The 20,124-nt window shown below is 68.3% G+C and carries 19 protein-coding genes and 1 pseudogene; 7 read left to right on the top strand and 13 right to left on the bottom strand.

Going from position 1 to position 20,124, the window contains the following annotated elements:
- Positions 1-365 precede the first annotated feature (365 nt).
- The gene (locus ACFY4A_RS14825) at positions 366-2,732 is read right to left on the bottom strand and encodes an ATP-binding protein (protein ID WP_390829826.1); all 2,367 of its coding nucleotides are present in this window, start codon (positions 2,730-2,732) and stop codon (positions 366-368) included.
- A gap of 483 nt (positions 2,733-3,215) precedes the next feature.
- Between ACFY4A_RS14825 and ACFY4A_RS14820 the strand changes: the two genes are divergently transcribed.
- The 4 genes from ACFY4A_RS14820 to ACFY4A_RS14805 all read left to right on the top strand — a co-directional run bounded on the left by ACFY4A_RS14820 (position 3,216) and on the right by ACFY4A_RS14805 (position 7,584).
- Positions 3,216-3,788 carry a flavin reductase family protein gene (locus ACFY4A_RS14820; RefSeq protein WP_390829825.1) on the top strand — a complete coding sequence of 191 codons (573 nt, stop codon included), beginning with the start codon at positions 3,216-3,218 and terminating at the stop codon, positions 3,786-3,788.
- A 34-nt stretch (positions 3,789-3,822) separates the two neighbouring features.
- Entirely contained in the window at positions 3,823-5,397 is a 1,575-nt protein-coding gene (locus tag ACFY4A_RS14815; protein ID WP_390829824.1) for a 4-hydroxyphenylacetate 3-hydroxylase family protein, read from the top strand.
- Positions 5,398-5,670: 273 nt separating this feature from the next.
- Complete coding sequence (locus tag ACFY4A_RS14810) at positions 5,671-6,375, top strand: hypothetical protein (RefSeq protein ID WP_390829823.1); 705 nt, start codon at positions 5,671-5,673, stop codon at positions 6,373-6,375.
- A gap of 153 nt (positions 6,376-6,528) precedes the next feature.
- Entirely contained in the window at positions 6,529-7,584 is a 1,056-nt protein-coding gene (locus ACFY4A_RS14805; protein ID WP_390829822.1) for a maleylacetate reductase, read from the top strand.
- A 712-nt stretch (positions 7,585-8,296) separates the two neighbouring features.
- On the opposite strand, the gene ACFY4A_RS14800 is transcribed toward ACFY4A_RS14805, so the two are convergent.
- From ACFY4A_RS14800 to ACFY4A_RS14760, 9 genes are all read right to left on the bottom strand, one after another.
- Positions 8,297-9,124 carry an alpha/beta fold hydrolase gene (locus tag ACFY4A_RS14800; RefSeq protein WP_390829821.1) on the bottom strand — a complete coding sequence of 276 codons (828 nt, stop codon included), beginning with the start codon at positions 9,122-9,124 and terminating at the stop codon, positions 8,297-8,299.
- A gap of 18 nt (positions 9,125-9,142) precedes the next feature.
- Entirely contained in the window at positions 9,143-10,345 is a 1,203-nt protein-coding gene (locus ACFY4A_RS14795) for a thiolase family protein (RefSeq protein ID WP_390829820.1), read from the bottom strand.
- On the bottom strand, positions 10,342-10,989 hold the full coding sequence (locus ACFY4A_RS14790; RefSeq protein ID WP_390829819.1) for a 3-oxoacid CoA-transferase subunit B: 648 nt from the start codon (positions 10,987-10,989) through the stop codon (positions 10,342-10,344). Before ACFY4A_RS14790 ends, ACFY4A_RS14795 begins: the two co-directional genes overlap by 4 nt.
- Positions 10,989-11,744, bottom strand: a complete 756-nt coding sequence (locus ACFY4A_RS14785; protein ID WP_390829818.1) for a CoA transferase subunit A — start codon at positions 11,742-11,744, stop codon at positions 10,989-10,991. The genes ACFY4A_RS14790 and ACFY4A_RS14785 overlap by 1 nt, the downstream gene beginning before the upstream one ends.
- The gene (catC, locus tag ACFY4A_RS14780) at positions 11,744-12,040 is read right to left on the bottom strand and encodes a muconolactone Delta-isomerase (RefSeq protein ID WP_390829817.1); all 297 of its coding nucleotides are present in this window, start codon (positions 12,038-12,040) and stop codon (positions 11,744-11,746) included. Before catC ends, ACFY4A_RS14785 begins: the two co-directional genes overlap by 1 nt.
- Positions 12,041-12,046: 6 nt before the next feature.
- Entirely contained in the window at positions 12,047-12,901 is an 855-nt protein-coding gene (gene catA / locus ACFY4A_RS14775; protein ID WP_390829815.1) for a catechol 1,2-dioxygenase, read from the bottom strand.
- Between the two features lie 27 nt (positions 12,902-12,928).
- Complete coding sequence (locus ACFY4A_RS14770; protein WP_390829814.1) at positions 12,929-14,032, bottom strand: mandelate racemase/muconate lactonizing enzyme family protein; 1,104 nt, start codon at positions 14,030-14,032, stop codon at positions 12,929-12,931.
- Positions 14,029-14,949, bottom strand: a complete 921-nt coding sequence (locus ACFY4A_RS14765; protein WP_390829813.1) for a LysR substrate-binding domain-containing protein — start codon at positions 14,947-14,949, stop codon at positions 14,029-14,031. The genes ACFY4A_RS14770 and ACFY4A_RS14765 overlap by 4 nt, the downstream gene beginning before the upstream one ends.
- Positions 14,950-15,070: 121 nt before the next feature.
- The gene (locus tag ACFY4A_RS14760) at positions 15,071-15,799 is read right to left on the bottom strand and encodes a group II intron maturase-specific domain-containing protein (RefSeq protein ID WP_390829812.1); all 729 of its coding nucleotides are present in this window, start codon (positions 15,797-15,799) and stop codon (positions 15,071-15,073) included.
- Here ACFY4A_RS14760 and ACFY4A_RS14755 point away from each other — a divergent pair.
- Positions 15,708-16,163, top strand: a complete 456-nt coding sequence (locus ACFY4A_RS14755) for a transposase (protein WP_390829811.1) — start codon at positions 15,708-15,710, stop codon at positions 16,161-16,163. The genes ACFY4A_RS14760 and ACFY4A_RS14755 overlap by 92 nt on opposite strands.
- Before the next feature lie 39 nt (positions 16,164-16,202).
- Positions 16,203-16,526 (top strand): annotated as a pseudogene (locus ACFY4A_RS14750) (hypothetical protein); the annotation flags it as partial.
- Here the strand turns inward: ACFY4A_RS14750 and ACFY4A_RS14745 are convergent.
- The 3 genes from ACFY4A_RS14745 to ACFY4A_RS14735 are packed head-to-tail and all read right to left on the bottom strand — an operon-like array spanning position 16,501 to position 18,999.
- Positions 16,501-17,271 (bottom strand): amino acid ABC transporter ATP-binding protein, encoded by a 771-nt coding sequence (locus ACFY4A_RS14745; RefSeq protein WP_390829810.1) that lies wholly within the window; start codon positions 17,269-17,271, stop codon positions 16,501-16,503. The pseudogene ACFY4A_RS14750 and the gene ACFY4A_RS14745 sit on opposite strands and share 26 nt — an antisense overlap.
- A gap of 49 nt (positions 17,272-17,320) precedes the next feature.
- Entirely contained in the window at positions 17,321-18,166 is an 846-nt protein-coding gene (locus ACFY4A_RS14740) for an amino acid ABC transporter permease (protein ID WP_390829809.1), read from the bottom strand.
- Positions 18,166-18,999 carry a transporter substrate-binding domain-containing protein gene (locus tag ACFY4A_RS14735; RefSeq protein WP_390829808.1) on the bottom strand — a complete coding sequence of 278 codons (834 nt, stop codon included), beginning with the start codon at positions 18,997-18,999 and terminating at the stop codon, positions 18,166-18,168. The genes ACFY4A_RS14740 and ACFY4A_RS14735 overlap by 1 nt, the downstream gene beginning before the upstream one ends.
- A gap of 137 nt (positions 19,000-19,136) precedes the next feature.
- On the opposite strand from ACFY4A_RS14735, the gene ACFY4A_RS14730 reads away from it, so the two are divergent.
- Positions 19,137-20,063: a LysR family transcriptional regulator gene (locus ACFY4A_RS14730; protein WP_390829807.1), complete on the top strand. Its 927-nt coding sequence runs from the start codon at positions 19,137-19,139 to the stop codon at positions 20,061-20,063.
- The last annotated feature ends 61 nt before the right edge of the window (positions 20,064-20,124 follow it).

Genomic DNA, 20,124 nt, shown 5'->3' with positions numbered 1-20,124 from the left:
GAGACCGGCGCAGGCATCACCCCAAAACCCAGTATCCTGCCTCAAGGAGAGCAGCGAGGAGGGCGTCGGTCGGCTGTCCCGGGCCCCACTCAGGCCGTCGGTACGGAGAACCAGGTGGCCGCCGGGGCAAAAGGCGATGCGGTGGTGTCTGACGGGACACCCCGACGCCTCTGTGCTGTGGGGAAACCTCGATTTCGGCGGTCGACCAGGCACTTCGTCTCGGGGCGCCGAGGCTGTCGGGTGACGTCTTGCGGCACGGTTGTACTGGTTGCTCAAACCGCCGAGAAGCCGGATCCGGCCCTCCACTGGGCCGTGTAGCCCGTGGGCTGCTCGCTTCGGTCCGGGTGTCGGCGCGGCTCGCGAGATCAAGGCGCTGTGGCCCGGTGCGCACGGGCGCCGTCGCCGGTTTCGCCGAGGGACGCTGTCCAGGAGGCGACTTGGGTGCGGGAGGCGAAGCCGAGCTTGCCCAGGATGCGCTCGACATGGCCGTCCACGGTGCGGGGGGAGATCACCAATGTCTCGGCGATCGCACGGTTGCTCAGTCCCGTGGCGATCAGGCGCGCCACCTCCATTTCCCGGTCCGTGAGCGGGCAGTTCCGGGCGACACGCGTCGCGGCGGATGGCCTGGCGGCGGCGGTCTCGAGTGCGAGCTCGATCGCCTCGGCTTTCGTCAGATGAGCCAGGCGCTGGGTGACCGTTTCCACCCGGTCTCTGCCCAGGACCTCGGCAACCTGTTGAGCCATACGTTTGGAGTCCGCGGTGATGTGGGGTCCGAACGCGTCGATGGACGTACCGAGCCGGTGCCACACCGCTCCGGCGGCGGCTCCCAGCATGGCGGCGTTGTCCGCGTGCTGGTTGGACATGGCGATCCAGGACATCAGCTCCAGAACCAAGGCCGTGCAGACGCCGTCCGTGAAGTCACGCTGGATCTCCAGGGCCGCCGTCGCCGCGCGCTTGGCGGCGGCCATGTCGCCCGCACGCCAGTGCTGCAGGCCGCTGATCCACAGGGCGTAGGCGTGATTCCAGCGCTCACCGTGCCGGGCGCTCACGGCGAGGACCTCCCGACAAGTCTCCAAGGCGTCGCCGACGGGCTCCTGGAAGTTCCGCGCCATGGCCAGCTGGAACTGCGCGGTGAGCACCGCCCCGGTGTGGCCGAGTTCCTGGTGTCCCTGCACGGCCCGGTGGTACAGGTCGATCGCCGTGGGCAGGTTGCCGCTGAAGAGGTGGTACAGGGCCCGCCAGTTCGCCGCGTGCGCGGCCAGTTCGGGGTCGTCCAGTACCTCTGCCACGCGCTCCAGCTCCGTCAGACGGACGGCGGCGGCCTCGCGGTCGCCCTGCAGAAGGGTCGCCCAGGCCGCCACCCACAACACCGAGCCCCGTTCGACGGTGTCGCCGTCCAGCACGCTGAGGATGCGGTCCAGCCATCGTCTGCCCTCGCTGAGCGAGCCACCGGCGATCCAGAGGTAGCGCAGGCAGGACGCGAGCCGGCCGCCCGCGGGTCGTTCATCGGGCGTGGTGAGGGACCATTCCAGCACTGCGAGCAGGTTGGCATGGTCACGGCGCATTGTGGCGAGCATTTCGTGCTGTCCGGGGCCGCACCAGCGCTCCACCATGGAGCGGGCCTGACGCAGGTAGTGATCGCGCATGCGGCGCCTCAGCACCGGCAGTTCTGCGAGTTGGCCGAGCCGCTCGGCGCCGTATTCGCGCACGGTCATCAGCTGCCGGTAGCGGACCTGCTCGCCCGTGTGCTCGGCTATCACGATCGACTTGGCGACCAGCCGGTCGAGGATGTCGACGATGCGCTCAGGGGCGAGGTCGCCGAACCCGCATACCTCTTCGACCGCCGTCAGGTCGCATCCGCCCGGAAAGACCGACATCCGTGCCCACAGCAGGCGCTCGTCGCCGGAGCACAACTCGTGGCTCCAGTCGATCAGTGCGCGGAGGGTCTGCTGTCGGGGGCGCGCCACGCGGCTGCCGCCGGTGAGGAGTTCGAAACGGTGGTCGAGGCGCTCGACGACTTGGCCGACGGACAGGGTGCGCAGCCGGATGGCGGCGAGCTCGATGGCGAGTGGCATCCCGTCGAGCCGCTCGCACAGTTGCTGAACGGCAGGACGGTTGGCCCTGGTGACGGCGAAGTCGGGGGCGACGCTGCGCGCCCGGTCGACCAGCAGCTGAACGGCTTCGCTGTGGTCGACACTCGCGGCATCGTGCAGTTGCTCGGCCGTGGGTACCGACAGGGGCGGGATCAGTGTGACCAGCTCACCCGCGATACCGAGCGGCTCGCGGCTCGTGGCGAGGACGCGCAGGCCCGGTGCCGCTTCGAGAAGTTCGGCCAGCAGGTCGGCTGTGGTCGTCAGCACGTGCTCGCAGTTGTCCACGACCAGGAGCACCTGCTGGGTCCGCAGATGATCGACCAGTTGCTGGGTCGCGGACCGGTTCGACTGGTCCAGTACGGCGAGGGCTGAGGTGAACGCGGAGGCCACCTCGCGTTCGTCGTCGAGGCTGGCCAGCTGGATGACCTGCGTACCGTCCCGAAAGGCCTTGCGGATCCGGTCCGCGACCACCAGGGCGAGCCGTGTCTTGCCGATGCCGCCGGGTCCTGTGAGCGTGACGAGCCGGGAGGCCGACAGGTTCCTGCGCACGTCGGCGATCTCCTGCCGCCGCCCCACGAAGCTGGTGAGGCCGCCGGCGCCGACCAGGCAAGCGCGTCCACTGTCGTCCTGCATCGTCATCGATGTCCTCGCCTCGGCCGTTCCCCGGTCACTGACGCTATGCCGAAGGACACGCCGTGCCAAGAAGTACGCGCAACGAGAGACGACGTTCGCCCCGGTCAGCGCCTTGATCCATACATCAGCGCTCCGATTCGACATGTTCCACGACTCAATTCGACCTTGTGTTCGATGCGACGGGTACCCGCACGGGGGGAGGGGGTGGGGAAGGGGGTCATCTCACCCAAGACCGCGGCCGTGCCCGTGACCAATCTGCTGTCACCACGACGCGGGCCGGTGCTGTAGCGGACACGGCACCGACCCGCGTGCCACACCTCCGACAGGCAGGAACGGGGCAATGTCACATTTGAGGACGAGCCGCCCGGTGAAGGAACTCGGCAAGATGTCCGGCGCAGTCGTCGTCGACGCGGACACCGCTGGAGTGCACGGCACCAGATTCGGGACAAGCGAGCGTCTCGCATCCGTCGGCTCCCCGGGGTGGACCCCATGAACCAGCGCCATCTCAGGAACGCCTTCGGCCGCTTTGCCACTGGCGTCACAGTCGTCACCTGCGCCACCTCGGACGGCGGACGTCACGGCGCCACCGTCAACGCGTTCACCGCCGTCTCCTTGGAACCAGCCCTGTGTCAGGTGACCCTGACCCGCGAGTCCAAGGCGTGCCGGTACCTGAAGGACGTACCCTTCGCGGTCAACATTCTGGCCGCCGACCAGGTCGACGCCGCTTGGCACTTCGCGGGCCGGCCCGTGGAGCCGGAGCCGGAGTGGTCCGACGGCCCCGTCGGGCCCGTGCTCACGGGAGCGGCCGCGACGATCTCGTGCCACCCGTGGCGCACCTACGACGGCGGCGACCACTTGATCGTCATCGGTGAGGTGGTCGAGGCCGACATCACCGATCTCGAACCGCTGCTGTTCCACGCCGGAACCTTTCGCCACTTGGGCCGACGGGATGCGAGCGCCCACTGGGACGCCTGTCTGGACAGCCCCGAGAGCGGGTGGTTCACCGGCGCATCGGCCTTCACCGCGATGCACGCGGAGCGCGTCACGCGCCGGGCCGCGTAATTCCCATCGCATCCCCGAATCAGCTAGGAACGACATGACTCTCGAAGACACCCGCTCCCCGGCCGCCACATCCGCCGAGGAGGTCCGCAAAACCCGCCCTCTGACGGGCGACGAGTACATCGAATCGATCCGAGACGGACGGGAGGTGTGGGTCTACGGCGAGAAGGTCAAGGACGTCACCGAGCACCCCGCCTTCCGCAACTCGGTGCGCATGACCGCCCGGCTGTACGACGCCCTGCACGACCCGGAGAGGCAGTCGGTCCTCACCGTCCCGACCGACACCGGCAGCGACGGCCTCACCCACCCGTTCTTCCGCACCCCACGCAGCCGCGAGGACCTGATCGCCGACCGCGACGCCATCGCCGAGTGGGCGCGGATGACCTACGGCTGGATGGGCCGCAGCCCCGACTACAAGGCGGCCTTCCTCGGCACCCTAGGCGCCAACAGCGAGTTCTATCAGCCCTACGGCGACAACGCCCGCCGCTGGTACACGGAGTCGCAGGAGAAGGTCCTCTACTGGAACCATGCCATCATCAACCCGCCGGTCGACCGCGACCGCAACCCGGACGAGGTCAAGGACATCTTCGTCCACGTCGACGAGGAGCGCGACGACGGCCTGGTCGTCAGCGGCGCCAAGGTGGTGGCCACCGGCTCGGCCATCACCCACTACAACTTCATCGCCCACTACGGCCTGCCCATCAAGAAGAAGGAGTTCGCGCTCGTCTGCACTGTTCCGATGGGCGCGCCCGGCATGAAGCTGATCAGCCGGCACTCCTACTCGATGAACGCCGACGTCATGGGCAGCCCCTTCGACTACCCGCTGTCCAGCCGGTTCGACGAGAACGACACCATCTTCATCCTCGACAAGGTGAAGATCCCGTGGGAGAACGTCTTCATCTACGGTGACGCGGACAAGGCCAGCACGTTCTTCCCCGGCTCCGGCTTCCTGCACCGCTTCACCTTCCACGGCTGCACCCGCCTCGCGGTCAAGCTCGACTTCATCGCCGGCCTGCTGATGAAGGGTGTGGAGGTCACCGGCACCAAGGACTTCCGCGGCATCCAGACCCGCGTGGGCGAGGTGATCGCCTGGCGCAACCTGTTCTGGGGCCTGACCGACGCGATGGCGAACAACCCGGACGCCTGGAAGGACGACGCCGTCCTGCCGAAGCTGGACTACGGGCTGGCGTACCGGTGGTTCATGACGCAGGGCTACCCGCGCATCAAGGAAATCATCATGCAGGACCTGGGCAGTGGGCTGATCTACCTCAACTCCAACGCCAAGGACTTCTCCGTCCCGGAGATCCGCCCGTACCTGGACAAGTACGTGCGGGGCTCCAACGGTTACGACTCCGTCGAGCGGGTCAAGCTGATGAAGCTGATCTGGGACTCCATCGGCAGCGAGTTCGGCGGCCGGCACGAACTGTACGAGCGCAACTACTCCGGCAACCACGAGCAGGTGCGCGCCGAGATGCTCTTCACCGCCCAGGCCACTGGTGCCGCCGACGCCATGAAGGGCTTCGCGGAGCAGTGCATGGCCGAGTACGACTTGAACGGCTGGACCGCACCGGACCTGATCAACCCGGATGACGTGAGCATCCACCGCCGCTGACCACCGCCGGCCGGGGCGGTCCGGCGCCGCCCCGGCCCCCCCAATGGAGTCGCACCACCGGACGGGCAATTCTGCGCGCCCTGCTCGGCGCAGTGCGCCGAGCAGGTGAATCGTCCCTGTTCTTGGACGTATTCGTCGAGCGAGCCACCGAGAAGGCGGCCCCCGCACCCAGCACCGGCCAGGTTCGACCCAACGGTTCGGGCTGACGGCCCGCGACCGAAACCCGAAGCGGTACGACTTCGTCCCCGAACGAACTGAGACAAGGAGGCGGACGTGACAGCATCATCGCCCATGGACTGCGCGGAGGTCTCGCCGGCGGTCCACTCCATGGGAGCAGTGTGGACCGGCTTGCACGACGTGCCGTCCGAATGGCCTGGTTGCGCTGTGACCATGGGCGTCTTCGACGGGTTTCACCGCGGTCATACCGCGCTGGTCCGGCGGGTGCGCGAGCGAGCGGCAGAGCATGGGCTGCCGTCCGCGTTGCTGACCTTCGACCCGCACCCCCTCACGGTGACCCGCCCGGAGCGCGTGCCCAGGCAACTGGTGTCCCTCGAAGAACGCATCCGCCTCGCCCATGACCTGGGAATCGACGTCGTACTCGTGCTGCCCTTCACTGCGGCGCTGGCCGGCCTGGCGGCCGACGAGTTCATCGGCCGAGTCCTCGGCCACACGCTCCGGGCCCGCGCCGTTGTGGTGGGCGAGAACTTCCGCTTCGGTCGAGGAGGCGGTGGCGACGCCGTCCTGCTCCGCCGTGTGGGGAGGCGGCTCGGTTTCGCCGTGGACGCAGTGCCCCTCGTCGCCCACGCCGGCCGCACCTGCTCCTCCACCTTGATTCGCAGCTGTCTGGCAGCCGGTGACCTCAAGGGAGTCGAAGAGCTGCTGGGACGCCCGTGGCGTACGCCGGTTTCCGTGCCGCCTCCGTCGTCCGGCGGCACCGCGTCACCGGCTGCGAAAGCCGACGGCACCGCGAAGCGGTAGGACCACCATGGACTTCACGTCGAGACGGTCGCGGAGGCCCGCGTCAAGAACTTCCGCAAGACGGGGGAACCACGGCTACGGGAGGTGTTGGGCACCGTTCGGTCACCACCCACGCTTCGACATCGTGCTGGCGCCTGCGACGGAGGATGGCCGATGACCTTCACTTACGAGGCCCTGCCCATGCGCGTGGTCTTCGGCGCAGGCAGTCTCCGTCGCTTGCCCGAGGAAGCGGAACGATTGGGGCTGAGGCGGCTGCTCGTGCTGTCCACACCCGGTCAGCGCGCCCTCGCCGAGCATGCCGCCGGTGTTCTGGACGACGCCTGCGCCGGAATGTTCACCGGCGCACGGACGCATGTGCCGATCGAGGTCGCCGACACCGCACGCCGGGCCGCCCGCGAAGCGAACGCGGACGGCTGCCTGGCCATCGGCGGCGGCTCCACCATCGGCCTGGGCAAGGCCATCGCCCTGGCCTCCGGCCTGCCCGTGATCAGCGTGCCGACCACCTACGCCGGCTCGGAGATGACAACCGTGTGGGGGCTCACCGAGAACGGGCGCAAGCGCACCGGCCGTGACCGGGCCGTCCTGCCGCGCAGCGTGCTCTACGACCCCGAGCTCACCCTGTGTCTCCCCGTGGACGTGTCGGTGACCAGCGGCTTCAACGCCATAGCACACGCGGTCGAGGCACTGTACGCGCCGGACGCCTCGCCCATCGTGTCCCTGATGGCGGAGGACGGCGTGCGCTCCCTGGCCGCGGCGCTGCATGCGATCTCGGCCGACCGCCTGGACCTCGACGCGCGGACGGACGCCCTGCGGGGTGCCTGGCTGTGCGGTGCCTGCCTGGGGGCCACGACCATGTCGCTTCACCACAAGCTCTGCCACATCCTCGGCGGTACCTTCGACCTCCCCCATGCCGCCACACACACGGTGCTGCTGCCCTACGTCGCAGCCTTGAACCTCCCCGCGGTGCCGACGGCTGAACACGCCCTGCGGCGGGCCCTGGCAACGGACGACGTGCCGAAGCACATGGCACGGATGTCCGTCGGCCTCGGCGCTCCACGTTCCCTCGCCGAACTCGGCCTCACCGGGAACGAGTTCGACGAGATCGTGATCCAGGCGCAGAGCCAGCCGTACGCCAACCCGCGGCCCGTCACCACGGAGGCCCTCCGCTGCCTGCTCATGGACGCCTTCGACGGGACGCTCGCACCGTGAAGACGCGACAACCGGATCGGCGGAGTTCTCTTCCGCCCCTGCACCCGGGCGCCGGTTCCTACTGTCTCGGGTCGGGACGAGGTGCTCATCGTCGGTTCCAAAGCTGACTTGCAGGTGGCGGGCATCTGGCCCAACCACCCGGCCGGCCGCCGTGCGCCACGGCCGCGCTGCCCGGCTCACCCGACCTGGCACGGACGCTGCCCGCCCGTCCCACGACCGAGCCGGAGCCGGGCCGCCGGGCCGTCCTGGCACTGCCGGCCGAGCTCCACCGGGTCCCGGTGGCGCGCCGGTGCGCCACCGCCGCGCTGGCCCAACGGCGCTTGCCGTCGGCCGCGCGTATCGGCGGAACTGGTCATCGGTGAGCTCGCCGCGAACGCCGCTCGGCACGGCCGCCAGGACATGACCACGGGCACGGGCTCACCCCGGCGGGCAAGTCGAACATTGCACCCTTCCAAGGGAGTTGACTCTGCCTGGCCTCGGCAATGGTGTCGTACGCGCGCATCCACGTTATGCAGACCTGCCGCCCGTGAGCTGTCCGGCGTTGCGCCGGACCGGGCGGTGGCCGGACCTCTCATCAGCGTCTCGGACGGCACCTCCCGGGCCCGGTGACACCACCCCCCAGGTCATCCGTTCGACAGGAGGACACAGTCATGCCGGGCCCGGAGGCCAGCGGTCCTCTTGCAGGACCGCGAAAAACATAACGGGGGTGACGTCACCTGCCGGGCACTGGTCGGCTGTGCGTACGCCTGTGCGTGGCGAGGGGCGTGGACAGGTGAGCGGTGAGGGCGGTATGCAGTGCTATGGGCTGCTCTATGGCCAGATGCCCGCAGTCGATGACCTCGAGAGCGGCCTGCGGGATGCCCTCGGCGAGCTCTTGGGCGTGCGCCGGTGGAGTCGCCACGTCGCGGGAGCCGCCCACCACGAGGGTGGGCGTGGTGATACCTGGCAGTTCACGGCGCAGATCGTATGTGGCCAGGGCGTCGCAGCAGGCCGCGTACCCCGCGGGGTCGGCCTCGGCGAGGTTGCCGAGCAGCCTGCGGCCGAGACGCGTCCTCGCCGAGGTCCCGCTGGCGAACCAGCGGCCCGGACTGGTCACCAGAAGGGGAGCAGTGCCCTCGCGGCGGACGAGTTCTGCCCGCTCCTGCCAGGGCCCGGGCGCCCCGAAGTGGGCGGAGGTGCAGACCAGGGCCAAAGACGCAAGGCGCTCGGGATGGAAGGCCGCGAGGTGGGTGCCGATGGCTCCGCCCAGGGAGATGCCCGCATAGTGGAAGCGGTCCCAGCCGTGGTGGTCGGCGAGGTCGAGCACCAGGGAGGCGAGGTCCTCGACCGTGGTGCTGCCCGGTGCGGGATCGCGCAGCAGGTCGGTGGGAGAGCCGCTGTGCCCGGGCAGGTCGAAGCGCAGCACCAGGAAGCGACGGGCCAGTGAAGGAAGCTGGGGTTCCCAGACCGCCTTGGAGGTGCCCAGGGACGGTCCAAGGATCAGGGGTGGTGCATCGGCCGGACCGATGGTGTGGTGGTGCAGCAGATGGGATGGGGGCACGGTGTCTCCTGCGGCGGGTCAGCGTTCGAGGACGAGGGCGAGGCCCTGGCCGACGCCGATGCAAAGGGTGGCGACGCCCGTGCCGCTGCCGCGGCGGGCGAGTTGGTGGGCGACGGTGCCGGCGAGGCGCGCCCCTGAGGCGCCCAGGGGGTGACCGAGAGCGATCGCGCCGCCCTGCGGGTTGAGGATGGTGGGGTCGAACTCGGGCCACTCGGCCACACAGCCGAGCACCTGGGCGGCGAACGCCTCGTTCAGTTCCAGAACGTTCAGGTCGGCGAAGGTCCGGCCGGCCTTGGCCAGTGCCCGGTGGGTGGCCTCGACCGGGGCGAGCCCGAAGTACTGCGGATCGATGGCGGACACACCGGTGGCGGAGATCCGGGCGAGGGGTTCGCGGCCGGTGGCCTTCAGGCCCTCCTCATCGGTGAGCAGGAGGGCGGCAGCGCCGTCGTTGAGCGGTGAGGCGTTGCCCGCGGTCACCGTGCCGTTCTCGGTACGGAAGGACGGCTTCAGCCTGGCCATCGCCTCCAGGGAGGCGTTCGGGCGGATGCACTCGTCGGCACCGAAGACGACGGGGTCGCCCGTGCGCTGCGGGATGCGCACCGGAGCCAGTTCGGCATCGAAGAGGCCCTCGGCCTGTGCCTTGGCGGCCTTCTGATGGCTGCGCAGGGCCAACGTGTCCTGCTGCTCTCGACTGATCTTGTGCTTCTCGGCGATCAGCTCCGCCGACTCGCCCAGCGGGATGGTCCACTCGGGGTTCATGCGCGGGTTCATCATGCGCCAGCCCAGCGTGGTCGAGTAGAGCTCGGTGTGCCCGGCCGGGAACGCCTTGTTGCTCTTGGGCAGGACGTACGGCGCGCGGGTCATGGATTCCACGCCGCCCGCGATCGTGATGGAGGCGTCGCCGACAGCGATCGCGCGGGCGGCCTGGATCACGGCCTCCAGCCCGGAGGCGCACAGCCGGTTGACGGTCACGCCGGGCGCCGAGGTGGGCAGGCCGGCCAGCAGGACCGCCATACGGGCGACGTTGCGGTTCTCCTCGCCCGCGCCGTTGGCGTTGCCGAGGTAAATGTCGTCGATGCGGACCGGCTCCAACTCGGGCGTACGGTTGACCAGCTCGCGGAGCGCGTGGGCGGCCAGGTCGTCCGGGCGCACCGCGGCGAGGCTGCCGTTGTAGCGGCCGATCGGGGTGCGCACCGCGTCGACGATGTAGACGTGCTTCATGACGGAATTCCCTCGGAAACACGGATCTTTGCGGCTGTCCGACCGGTGATCTCCTCGGCGGTGACACCGGGGGCGGTCTCCGCCAGAACCAGGCCGTCGCCGGTGACGTCCAGGACACCCAGATCGGTGACGATCCGGTTGACGCATGCCTTGCCGGTCAGCGGCAGCGCGCACTCCTCGACGATCTTCGCCGAGCCGTCCTTGGCGGTGTGGGTCATCACGACGATCACACGCCGGGCTCCGTGGACCAGGTCCATGGCACCGCCGATCCCGGTCACGAGCTTGCCCGGAATGGCCCAGTTGGCCAGGTCGCCCCTCGCGGAGACCTGCATCGCGCCGAGCACGGCGACGTTGATGTGCCCGCCGCGGATCATGGAGAAGGACAGGGAGGAGTCGAAGAAGGACGCCCCGGGCAGGACGGTGACGGTCTCCTTTCCGGCGTTGATCAGATCGGGGTCGACCTGCTCCTCGGCGGGGTAGGGGCCGGTGCCCAGGATGCCGTTCTCCGATTCGAGAATGACCTCGACTCCCGGAGGAAGGTGATTGGGGATGAGGGTGGGCAGGCCGATGCCGAGGTTGACGTACTGCCCGTCCTGGAGTTCCCGGGCCGCCCGCGCGGCCATCTCCTGACGCGTCCAGGCCATCAGCTGCTCACCGTCCGCTGCTCGATCTTCTTGTCCGCCGCCTGCTCCAGGGTGAGCGCCACGACCCGCTGCACGAAGATCCCCGGCAGGTGCACCGCGTCCGGATCGATCTCACCGGGCTCGACCAGCTCCTCCACCTCGGCGATCGTCACCCGCCCGGCCATCGCGGCGAGGGGGTTGAAGTTGCGGGCGGACTTGTTGAACACGAGGTTGCCGTGCCGGTCGCCCTTCGCCGCGCGGACCAGCGCGAAGTCGGTGCGGATGCCGTGCTCGAGGACGTACTCGGTGCCGTCGAACTCCCGCACCTCCTTCGCCGGCGAGGCCAGGGTGACGCCGCCCGCACCGTCGTACCGCCACGGCAGACCGCCTTCGGCGACCTGGGTGCCGACACCGGCGGGCGTGTAGAAGGCGGGGATACCGGCACCACCGGCGCGCAGCCGCTCGGCGAGGGTGCCCTGCGGGACCAGTTCCACCTCCAGCTCCCCGGCCAGGTACTGGCGGGCGAACTCCTTGTTCGCCCCGATGTAGGAGCCGGTCACACGCGCGATCCGGCCCGCGGCCAGCAGCACCGCGAGGCCGGTGTCCATGGCCCCGCAGTTGTTGGAGACCACGTTCAACCCGCTGACCCCGCGCTCGTAGAGCGCCTGGATCAGCACGTTCGGCACACCGCTCAGCCCGAACCCGCCGGCCGCCAGGGAGGCGCCGTCCGGCACGTCGGCCACTGCTTCCAGGGCCGACGCGACCACCTTGTCCATCAGGCCACTTCCTCTTCGGCCGCGAGGTCGGACGGGTGCTGGGCCAGCGGCGTGACCTCGATCGTCATGTAGGGGAACAGAGGCAGGTTCCACAAAATGTGGTGTAGGGCCTCGTTGTCGGCGACGTCGAAGACGCTGATGTTGGCGTACTGCCCGACACACCGCCAGATGTGCACCCACTCACCGGACTTCTGCAGTTCCTGGCAGTACGCCTTCTCGCGGGCCACCAGGACCCCGCGGACCTCAGGGTCGAGGTCACGCGGGATGTCGACGTCCATGCGTACAGCGAAGAGCACGGTCGATCACGCCCTGTCGAGGACGAAATCGTAGGTGACCTCACGGCCGTTGCCGCCCGCGACCGGGGTGGGGTCGAGGATGAGCTCGGGCTTGACGGCGGAGGCGATGTCGTCGGTCACGTGCTCGCCGCCCTTGAAGTACAACTGGGTGGTGATGAGCTGGTGGCCGGGTGCCGAAACCTTGAGGTGCAGGTGGGCGGGGCGCCAGGCGTGCCAGCCGGCCGCGGCGATCAGCTTGCCGCAGGAGCCGTCCGTGGGGATCTGGTAAGGCGCCGGCTCGATGGTGTGGATCCTGAAGTTGCCCTGGTCGTCGGCGATGATCGTGCCGCGCAGGTTCCACTCGGGGAGGTCGGGGGCGAACTGGGAGTAGTAGCCGTCGTTGTCGGCGTGCCACAGCTCGACCTTGGCGCCGGAGAGCGGGGTGCCGTCCACCGACCGCACCTGTCCCTGGAACAGCAGCGGTGTGCCGGCCTCGCTCTCCTGCATGGGCAGGGTGGCCTCGGAGGGCAGGCGCGGGGAGTCGGGGACGTAGTAGGGGCCCTCGATGGTGCCCTTGCTGCCCTGCCGGTTCTCGTTGGCGACCTCCTCGACGACGTGCTCCAGCCACACGTCGAGGAAGAGCGGCCACTCGCCGTCCTCGCCGACCTGGATGAGCCAGGCCTTGAGGGCGTCGTACTCCGCGTAGGTGAGCTTGTGGCGACGGATGATGTCGTGGGCGGCGGTCAGTAGTTCGGTGACCAAGTTGTCGACGCGCTTGGTGTCGACGTCCGCGGCCTCCGCACGCTGCTTGCTGCGGAACTGTTCGGTGGCGGCGGCTCCGGAGGCGGCGGCGGTGGCCTGCTCGGTGATGATGCCGGTCATGGGGTGTCCCGTCCCTTGCGTCGAGTCTCAGCTGTCCTGCCGGTAGCGGGCCAGCTTGTCGGGGTCTATGTCGATGCCGAGCCCGGCGCCCTCGCGGATGCGCAGCGTGCCGGACTCGATGGTCAGCGGTTCGGTGAGGAGGTCGTCGGTCATATCGAGGAAGTTGGACAGCTCGCCCGCGTGCCGTGCCGCGGTGCGGTGAGCGGCACCGAAGGCGACCGAGCACAACGTGCCGATCTGGCCGTCTACCTGATTGCCCATCACCACCTCCACGCCGAGCCCCTCGCACTCGTGCAGGACGCGCTGGGAGCCGGTGAAGCCGGTGCGGGCGGTCTTGATACTGATCGCGGTGGCGGAACCGCTGAGGAGTTCGCGGGTCACCTCCGCCGGGCGGGTGGCGCTTTCGTCGGCGATGAAGGGGACCGGGCTCTGTGCGACCAGCCAGCGGCGGCCCAGCAAGTCGTCGGCGGGGCAGAGCTCCTCGGCGAAGGTCAGCCCGAGGTCGGCCATCTCGCGCAGGGCACGTGCCGAGTCGGAAGCCGACCAGCCGCGGTTGCCGTCGATGTACAACTCGACGTCCGGACCGAGAGCCTCGCGCAGCGCCCGGCAGGCGGCGACGTCATCGGTGTAGGGCCGCCGGCCCACCTTCACCTTGAAGGTGGTGATGCCGTAGATGTCCCGGGCCCGCTCGGCCTCCGCCACCATCTCGTCGGCGGGCGCGAAACCGACCATGTGGCTCACCCGCATCCGGTCGGTGTAGCCGCCGAGCAGACCGGTGACCGGCATCCCGGCGGCCTGGCCGAGGATGTCCCACAGAGCCATGTCGAGCGCCGCCTTGGCGGTCGGATTGCCCACGGTTCGCTCCAGCCGGGCGTGCACGGCCTCCCGTTCCAGCGCCGTGAGGCCCATGATCTGCGGCCTGAAGATCTTGTCGATCACCGCGACGATCGACTCCTGGGTCTCGCCGTAGGTGTACGGGCGTGGCGGGGCCTCGGCCGTGCCGACGAGCCCTTCGTCGGTGTGCACCCTGACCAGGACGTGGTCGGCGGTATGCACCTCGCCGCTCGCGAATTTCAACGGTTTTGCATAAGGAATGGCAAAGGGAATTGCCTCCACCTGGACGATCTTCATGCCACTCCTTGGGGAATGTGCGGGCCCGGCCCGAGAAATACGTCGTTGCGTTCCAGCACCCCGAGGAGATTCCGCAGCAGCGGTGATCCGTCGTCTTCGCGCCAGGCCAGGGCCAGCGGGACGGACAGGGCGTCCGTGATCTCCTTGTACCGGACACCCTCGCGGGGTGCGGAGCGGATGGAGTCCGGCAGGACGGCGAGCCCCAGGCCCGCGGCGACCAGGGCCAGGGCGGCGGAGGTCTCGGTGACCTCGTAGGCACAGTGCGGCGTGAAGCCGGAAGCCAGACAGCTGCGGACGACGGCGTCGTTGACGACCGAGCCGAGCGTGGCGCCGTACATGATGAAGTCCTCGTGGCGCAGCTGTTCGACGCGGACGCTGCCGCTCTCGGCGAGCCAGTGCTCCTCGGGTACGGCGGCGATCAGCCGTTCGTCGGCGAGGGAGCGGTGGGCGATGCCCTCCTGGCGGATCGGCGGACGCAGGACGCCGACGTCGAGGCGCCGCTCGATCAGCCCGAGCTCTTGGGCGGGCGTGAGCATATCGGTGTGCACCTCCATCATCACGTGCGGCATCTCGCGCTTGAGCAGCCGTGCCAGTGCGGGCAGCTGGCGGTACGAGGCGGAGCCCGTCAGGCCGACCCGCAGCACCCCTTCCACCCCCGACGCGAAGCGCCCCACCCTCGTCACCGCCTCCTCGACGGCCTTGAGGATGCGCTCCACATCGGTGCGGAACACCTCGCCGGCGCCGGTCAGGGTGACCTGCCGGGTCGTGCGGGTGAACAGGTCCACGCCCAGTTCCGACTCCAGGCGGCGGATCGCCTGGGAGAGCGGCGGCTGGGCCATGTGCAGGCGTTCCGCGGCCTTTCCGAAATGACGCGTCTCGGCGACGACCGCGAAATACCGAAGATGCCTGAGCTCCATCTGACTGCCCCTTTCCTTCCGGGGGCCCTCGAACGCGCTTCAGCGTAGGGAGCGACCCCCATACCACACAAATATTCAGTTCGACGTTATTGAGACGATAGTGATACCAATACCCCCTGGGTCAACCCTGGGGGAATGTCTGGGGCCGACTCTTCACCACGCCGTCGTGATTCTGAAAAGCGATGGCAGCGCGGCCGCAGTTGATCCACTCGCGTGGACTGTCCGGCTCGTACTCGGCTCCGACGATCAGCGCCTGCTTGCACAGAGGGCAGAGGCCCTGCTGCCGGACCGCCAGGAGGAGACTCGTCTTGTCCATCGGCGCTGGCGCCTTCCTGCGGCGGCGATCCCGCCAGTACTCGGTCAGCGCGGGGTCGTCCGGGGACGCTCCGCCCTTGACGAGCTGATGGCGGACGATGCCGGGCCAGGCGAATTTGATGAGGAAGGCACCGCTGCCGCGGTCGCCGAAAACCCATCGATCACGTCGGGACGGGTGGAACCTGCCGAAGTACTGGTCCACGACCCAGTACCTTGACTTGTTGCGGTGACGACGTCTGGCCCATTTGAAGGTCAGCCGCCACATGTAGTGATCCAGCGACGAGAACGTCGTCGTGGACGCCACCGCCCGGTAGTAGGCCGCCCAACCGCGAACGATCGGGATCAACCTGCGCAACACGGCCTCGGCATTGGACCCGTGCAGGCCCTTGACCTCGGTCCGCAGTCGCGCCCGGAGCCTCGCGCAAGCCGCTGTGCTCGGCTTGATGATCAGCTTGACGCCCGTTCGGCGGACGGTGAAACCGAGGCAGTCGAACCCCTCATCGAGGTGGACGACCTGGGTCTTGGGGCGGCCCATACGAGCAGGAAGACTTCGACGACGGGGTGAAGAGGTTCCGGAGAAGGCACTCGGTCCGAAGCCGGTGGATGACCGGCTATGCCTGCAGGGCATCTTGTACGTCCTCTGCAACGACGTCGGCTGGCAGCTGCTGCCGCTGGAGCTGGGTTCGGGCTCCGGTCAGACCTGCTGGCGCCGCCTGGGCCGGTGGCATGAGGCCGGCGTCTTCGACCGGCTGCACCGCCTCCTGCTTGCCGAGTTGCACGCACGCGGCCGACGAGCTGGACTGGTCGCGCGCCTGCGTGGATGCCTCTCACATCCGTGCGAAAAAAGGGGGCGCGGCCACCGGTCCATCGCCGGTCGACCGCGGGAAGACGGGCAGTAAGCACCACCTGATCTGTGACGGCCGCGGCACCCCGTCAAGGTCATCACCACGGCCGCCAACGTCAACGACGTCACCCAGACCCTGGCCCCGGTGGACGGCATCCCGCCCGTGGCCGGCAAACCCGGCAGGCCCCGCCGACGACCCGATGCCGTGCTCGACGACAAGGGATACGACAGCAACCCCAATCGCCGCCAACTACGCGAGGCGGCGATGTCGCTCATACTCCGTGGCACCGTGCTCGCCCTCCTGCCCAATCGGCCCATGCAGGTCGGCGGCCCATATACCACATTTGAGGGGTCTGCAAGCGGAACCGGCGTGTTGTTTCCGAGACGCGTCCTTAGGACGTGGTGCTCTTTTCGGTAGTCAGCCCGCCGGGATGGATGACCCGGCTCAAGAAGGCCTGGGTGCGCTTGTGCCGGGGATTGCCGAGGACATCCTGCGGCAGGCCCTCCTCCACCACGACGCCTCCGTCCATGAAGACGACGCGATCGGCCACTTCACGGGCGAAGCCCATCTCGTGGGTGACCACCATCATCGTCATGCCGTCGTCCACCAGGCCACGCATCACGGACAGCACCTCGCCGACCAGTTCCGGGTCGAGCGCGCTGGTCGGTTCGTCGAACAGCATCAGCTCCGGACCCATGGACAGCGCCCGGGCGATCGCCACGCGCTGCTGCTGTCCACCGGAGAGCCGCGTCGGGTAGCTGTTCTCCTTGTCGGCGAGACCGACCCGGGCGAGGTTCTGCCGGGCGACCTCGATGGCCTCTTGTTCGCTCCGCTTGAGCACCCGACGCTGGGCGATCGTCAGGTTCTTCAGCACGCTCAGGTGCGGGAAGAGGTTGAACTGCTGGAACACCATGCCAATCCGGCGGCGGACGGGGTCGATGTCGACGTCCGGGTCGGTGATGTCGACGCCGCCGACGACGACCCGTCCGGCGGTCGGTTGCTCCAGGAGGTTGGCGCAGCGCAGCAGCGTTGACTTCCCGGAACCGGAGGGACCGATCACGCAGACGACCTCGCCCACAGCGATGGAGAAGTCGACGCCGCGTAGAACCTCCAGGTCGCCGAAGCATTTGTGCAGTCCGCTGATTTCGATTGCCGCTGTCATCTCGCTGGCTCCATCCCTTCGGGTGACCTGCTGCAGGGTCCGCACGTTGTCACCTCGCCTTCGCATGCTTGGCCTCAAGACGCCGCACCAGATAGCCGAGCGGGATGGTGACCAGCAGATAGCAGAGTCCGGCGACGAAGATCGGCGTGGTGTTGGCCGTCTGACTCGCCAAGTCCCGTCCGAACTTGGTCAGTTCGCGCTGTTGCAGGGTCACGCCGAGGAACAGGACCAGGGACGAGTCCTTGAACAGCAGGACCAGCTCGTTGGTCAGCGGCGGCACGATGATCCGGAACGCCTGCGGGATGACGATCGACCGCATTGCCATGCTGTGCGACATGCCCAGGGTGCGCGCGGCTTCCAGCTGGCCCGGCGGGACTGCCTGGATGCCGGCGCGGATCGTCTCCGCCATATAGGCGGCGGACACCAGCCCGAGTGCCAACGCGACCTGCCCGTAAGCGCCGCCGGGCAGCGCCATGCCCGGAAAGGCGAGCGGGACGCCGTCGCCGACGAAGATGAAGATCAGCAGGGCGGGAAGGCCTCGGAAGAGCTCGATGTATGCCATGGCGAGCCATCGGTACGGCGCGACCGAGGACAGCCGCATCAGTGCGATCACCAGCCCGAGGACGAGCCCCGCACCGAACCCCGTGAGGGTGTACCCCACGGTGTTCAGCAGAGCGACCGTGATCAGGCCCGGGAACAACTGCTTGGCCACCGACGGCTCAAAGAACTGATGCTGCAGCTGGGACCAGTTCGCGAGCGAGGCCGCCACGACGATGGCGATGACCAACAGGACGTACTGTGCGCCACGGCTGAGCTCTCGGCGGCGGCGCGGCGAGAGGCCGGAGCGCGCTGGGATGCTCGCAGTCGGGTCGGCGCTGGGAGTCTGCACGGCCATCAGGAGTCAGCCCCCTTGGGGATGGTGCCTATCCACTGCTCGTAGAGCTTCTTGTACGTGCCGTCCGACTTGGCCTGCTTGATCGCCTTGTCGATCGCAGCCAGCAGCTTCGGGTTTGCGCCCTTCCTGACAGCGAAGCCGTACTGCTCACCGGTGTTGAGATTCCCCGCCAGCTGGAACTTGGCGGCGACGGCCTTGTCCTTGAGCCAGTTGAGTACGACGGGATAGTCCTGGATGATCACGTCGACCTTGCCGGTGCGCAGCCCGTTGAGTTCGGCATCGGAGCTCTCGAAGGACATCGCGTCGATGCCCTTGGCGTGCGCAAGGTCCTCGCCGGTGGTCGCCGACTGCGAACCCAGCTTGAGGTTCTGCGACTTGACGTCTTCCAGGGACGCGGCGGACACCCCCTTGCGGGCGAGCAGGGCCTGGGTGGCATCGAAGTACGGGATCGAGAAGTCCAGGTTCTGCTTGCGCTCGTCGGTGATCGTCATGCCCGCGGCGGCCACATCACAGATGCCGGCGTTAAGATCGGCGCCGGTCTTGATGGTCTCGAACGCCTTGTCGACGACCACCTGTTTCACGCCAAGGTCCTTCGCTACCAGATCGATCATCGAGACATCGAACCCGACGACCTTGCCGCCCTTCTCGAACTGGAAGGGGGCGTAGGGGAGGTGGGTGCAGGTCGTAAGCTGTCCGGCCTTGACCAGCTTGGCGCCGCTGGCCGTGGTGGTGGAGGTGGTGGAGCCACTGCTGCACGCGGTGGCGACGAGCGCCACCGAAACAGTGAGGGCAGCCAGAGCAGGGCTGCGGGTGAGACTGGCCTGCGCGTTCATGAGGGGATTCCCCTTGTGATTGAGGGACGGGGAGCCGGCCCAGGGGGGCGTGTGTTGCCCAGGACACACGAATGTTTAATTAACGTCTAGGTACCAGATACTTCACGGGCCCTAAACAGATGCTTATCTTTGGCGGCATGCTCGACTCGCGACAGATCAAGGTATTTGCCGAGGTAGTGCGCACCGGTTCGTACTCCGCAGCAGCCAGGAGCCTGGGTTACACGCCCCCGGCGATCAGCCAGCAGATGAAGGCGATGGAGCGGGCTGTCGGGACGCCTCTGTTCGCCCGTGTCGGCCGCGGGTTGAAGCTGACGGACGCCGGCCAGGTGCTGGCCCGGCACACGTCCGACATCCTGGAGAAGCTCATGTCGGTCCAGGAGCAGATCGCGGCAGTCGCTCGGCTCAAGGCTGGACGGGTGCGGATCTGTGCATTCCCTAGTGCGAGCGCCACGTTGGTGCCGGCGGCGGTGTCGCGCATCACCGACAGCCACCCGGGCATCCGGATCGAGTTGACCGAGTTGGAGCCGCCGCTGTCGCTGGAGGCGTTGTGCCGGGGCGACAGTGATGTGACCCTCGGCTTCTCGTACGCCGACGTGGTCGCCGAGCAGCCTGATGAGGAACTGCTGCGAGTGCCGCTGACCGATGACCCGATGCTCGTGCTCATGCCGACCTGGCATCCACTGGCCCGACGCCGCTCCGTCGACCTGTCGCAGTTGGCGCAGGATCGGTGGATCGCGGGGTGTGTGCGCTGCCGTGGCCACCTTGTACGCAGGTGTGCTGAGGCAGGGTTCGAACCGGATATCGCCTTCGCCAGCGATGACAACCTGGCGGTGCAGAGCTTGGTGGCGGCGGGATTCGGTGTGTCGCTGATGCCAGCGATGGTGCTGTCGTTCATGCGCCACCCCAAGGTGGCAGGGCTACCGCTCGTCCCTGCTGCGCACCGACACGTCTCCGCCTACACCTTGGCCGGCCACGAGCAGATTCCGGCTGTCCGACTGATCTTGGACGCCTTGCGACAAGCCGCCAGCGAGCAGAGACCGCGGGGCGTAAAGGCAGCGCCTTGATCCTTACGAGGGTTCAGCAGGCCCCTGATAGATAAGCAGAACTTTCCGGAACCGAAGAATC

The organism is Streptomyces sp. NPDC001292, from assembly GCF_042896465.1.
Taxonomy (GTDB): domain Bacteria; phylum Actinomycetota; class Actinomycetes; order Streptomycetales; family Streptomycetaceae; genus Streptomyces.
The sequence above is the reverse complement of the archived record's forward strand: the minus strand, read 5'-3'. Positions and strand labels throughout refer to the sequence as shown.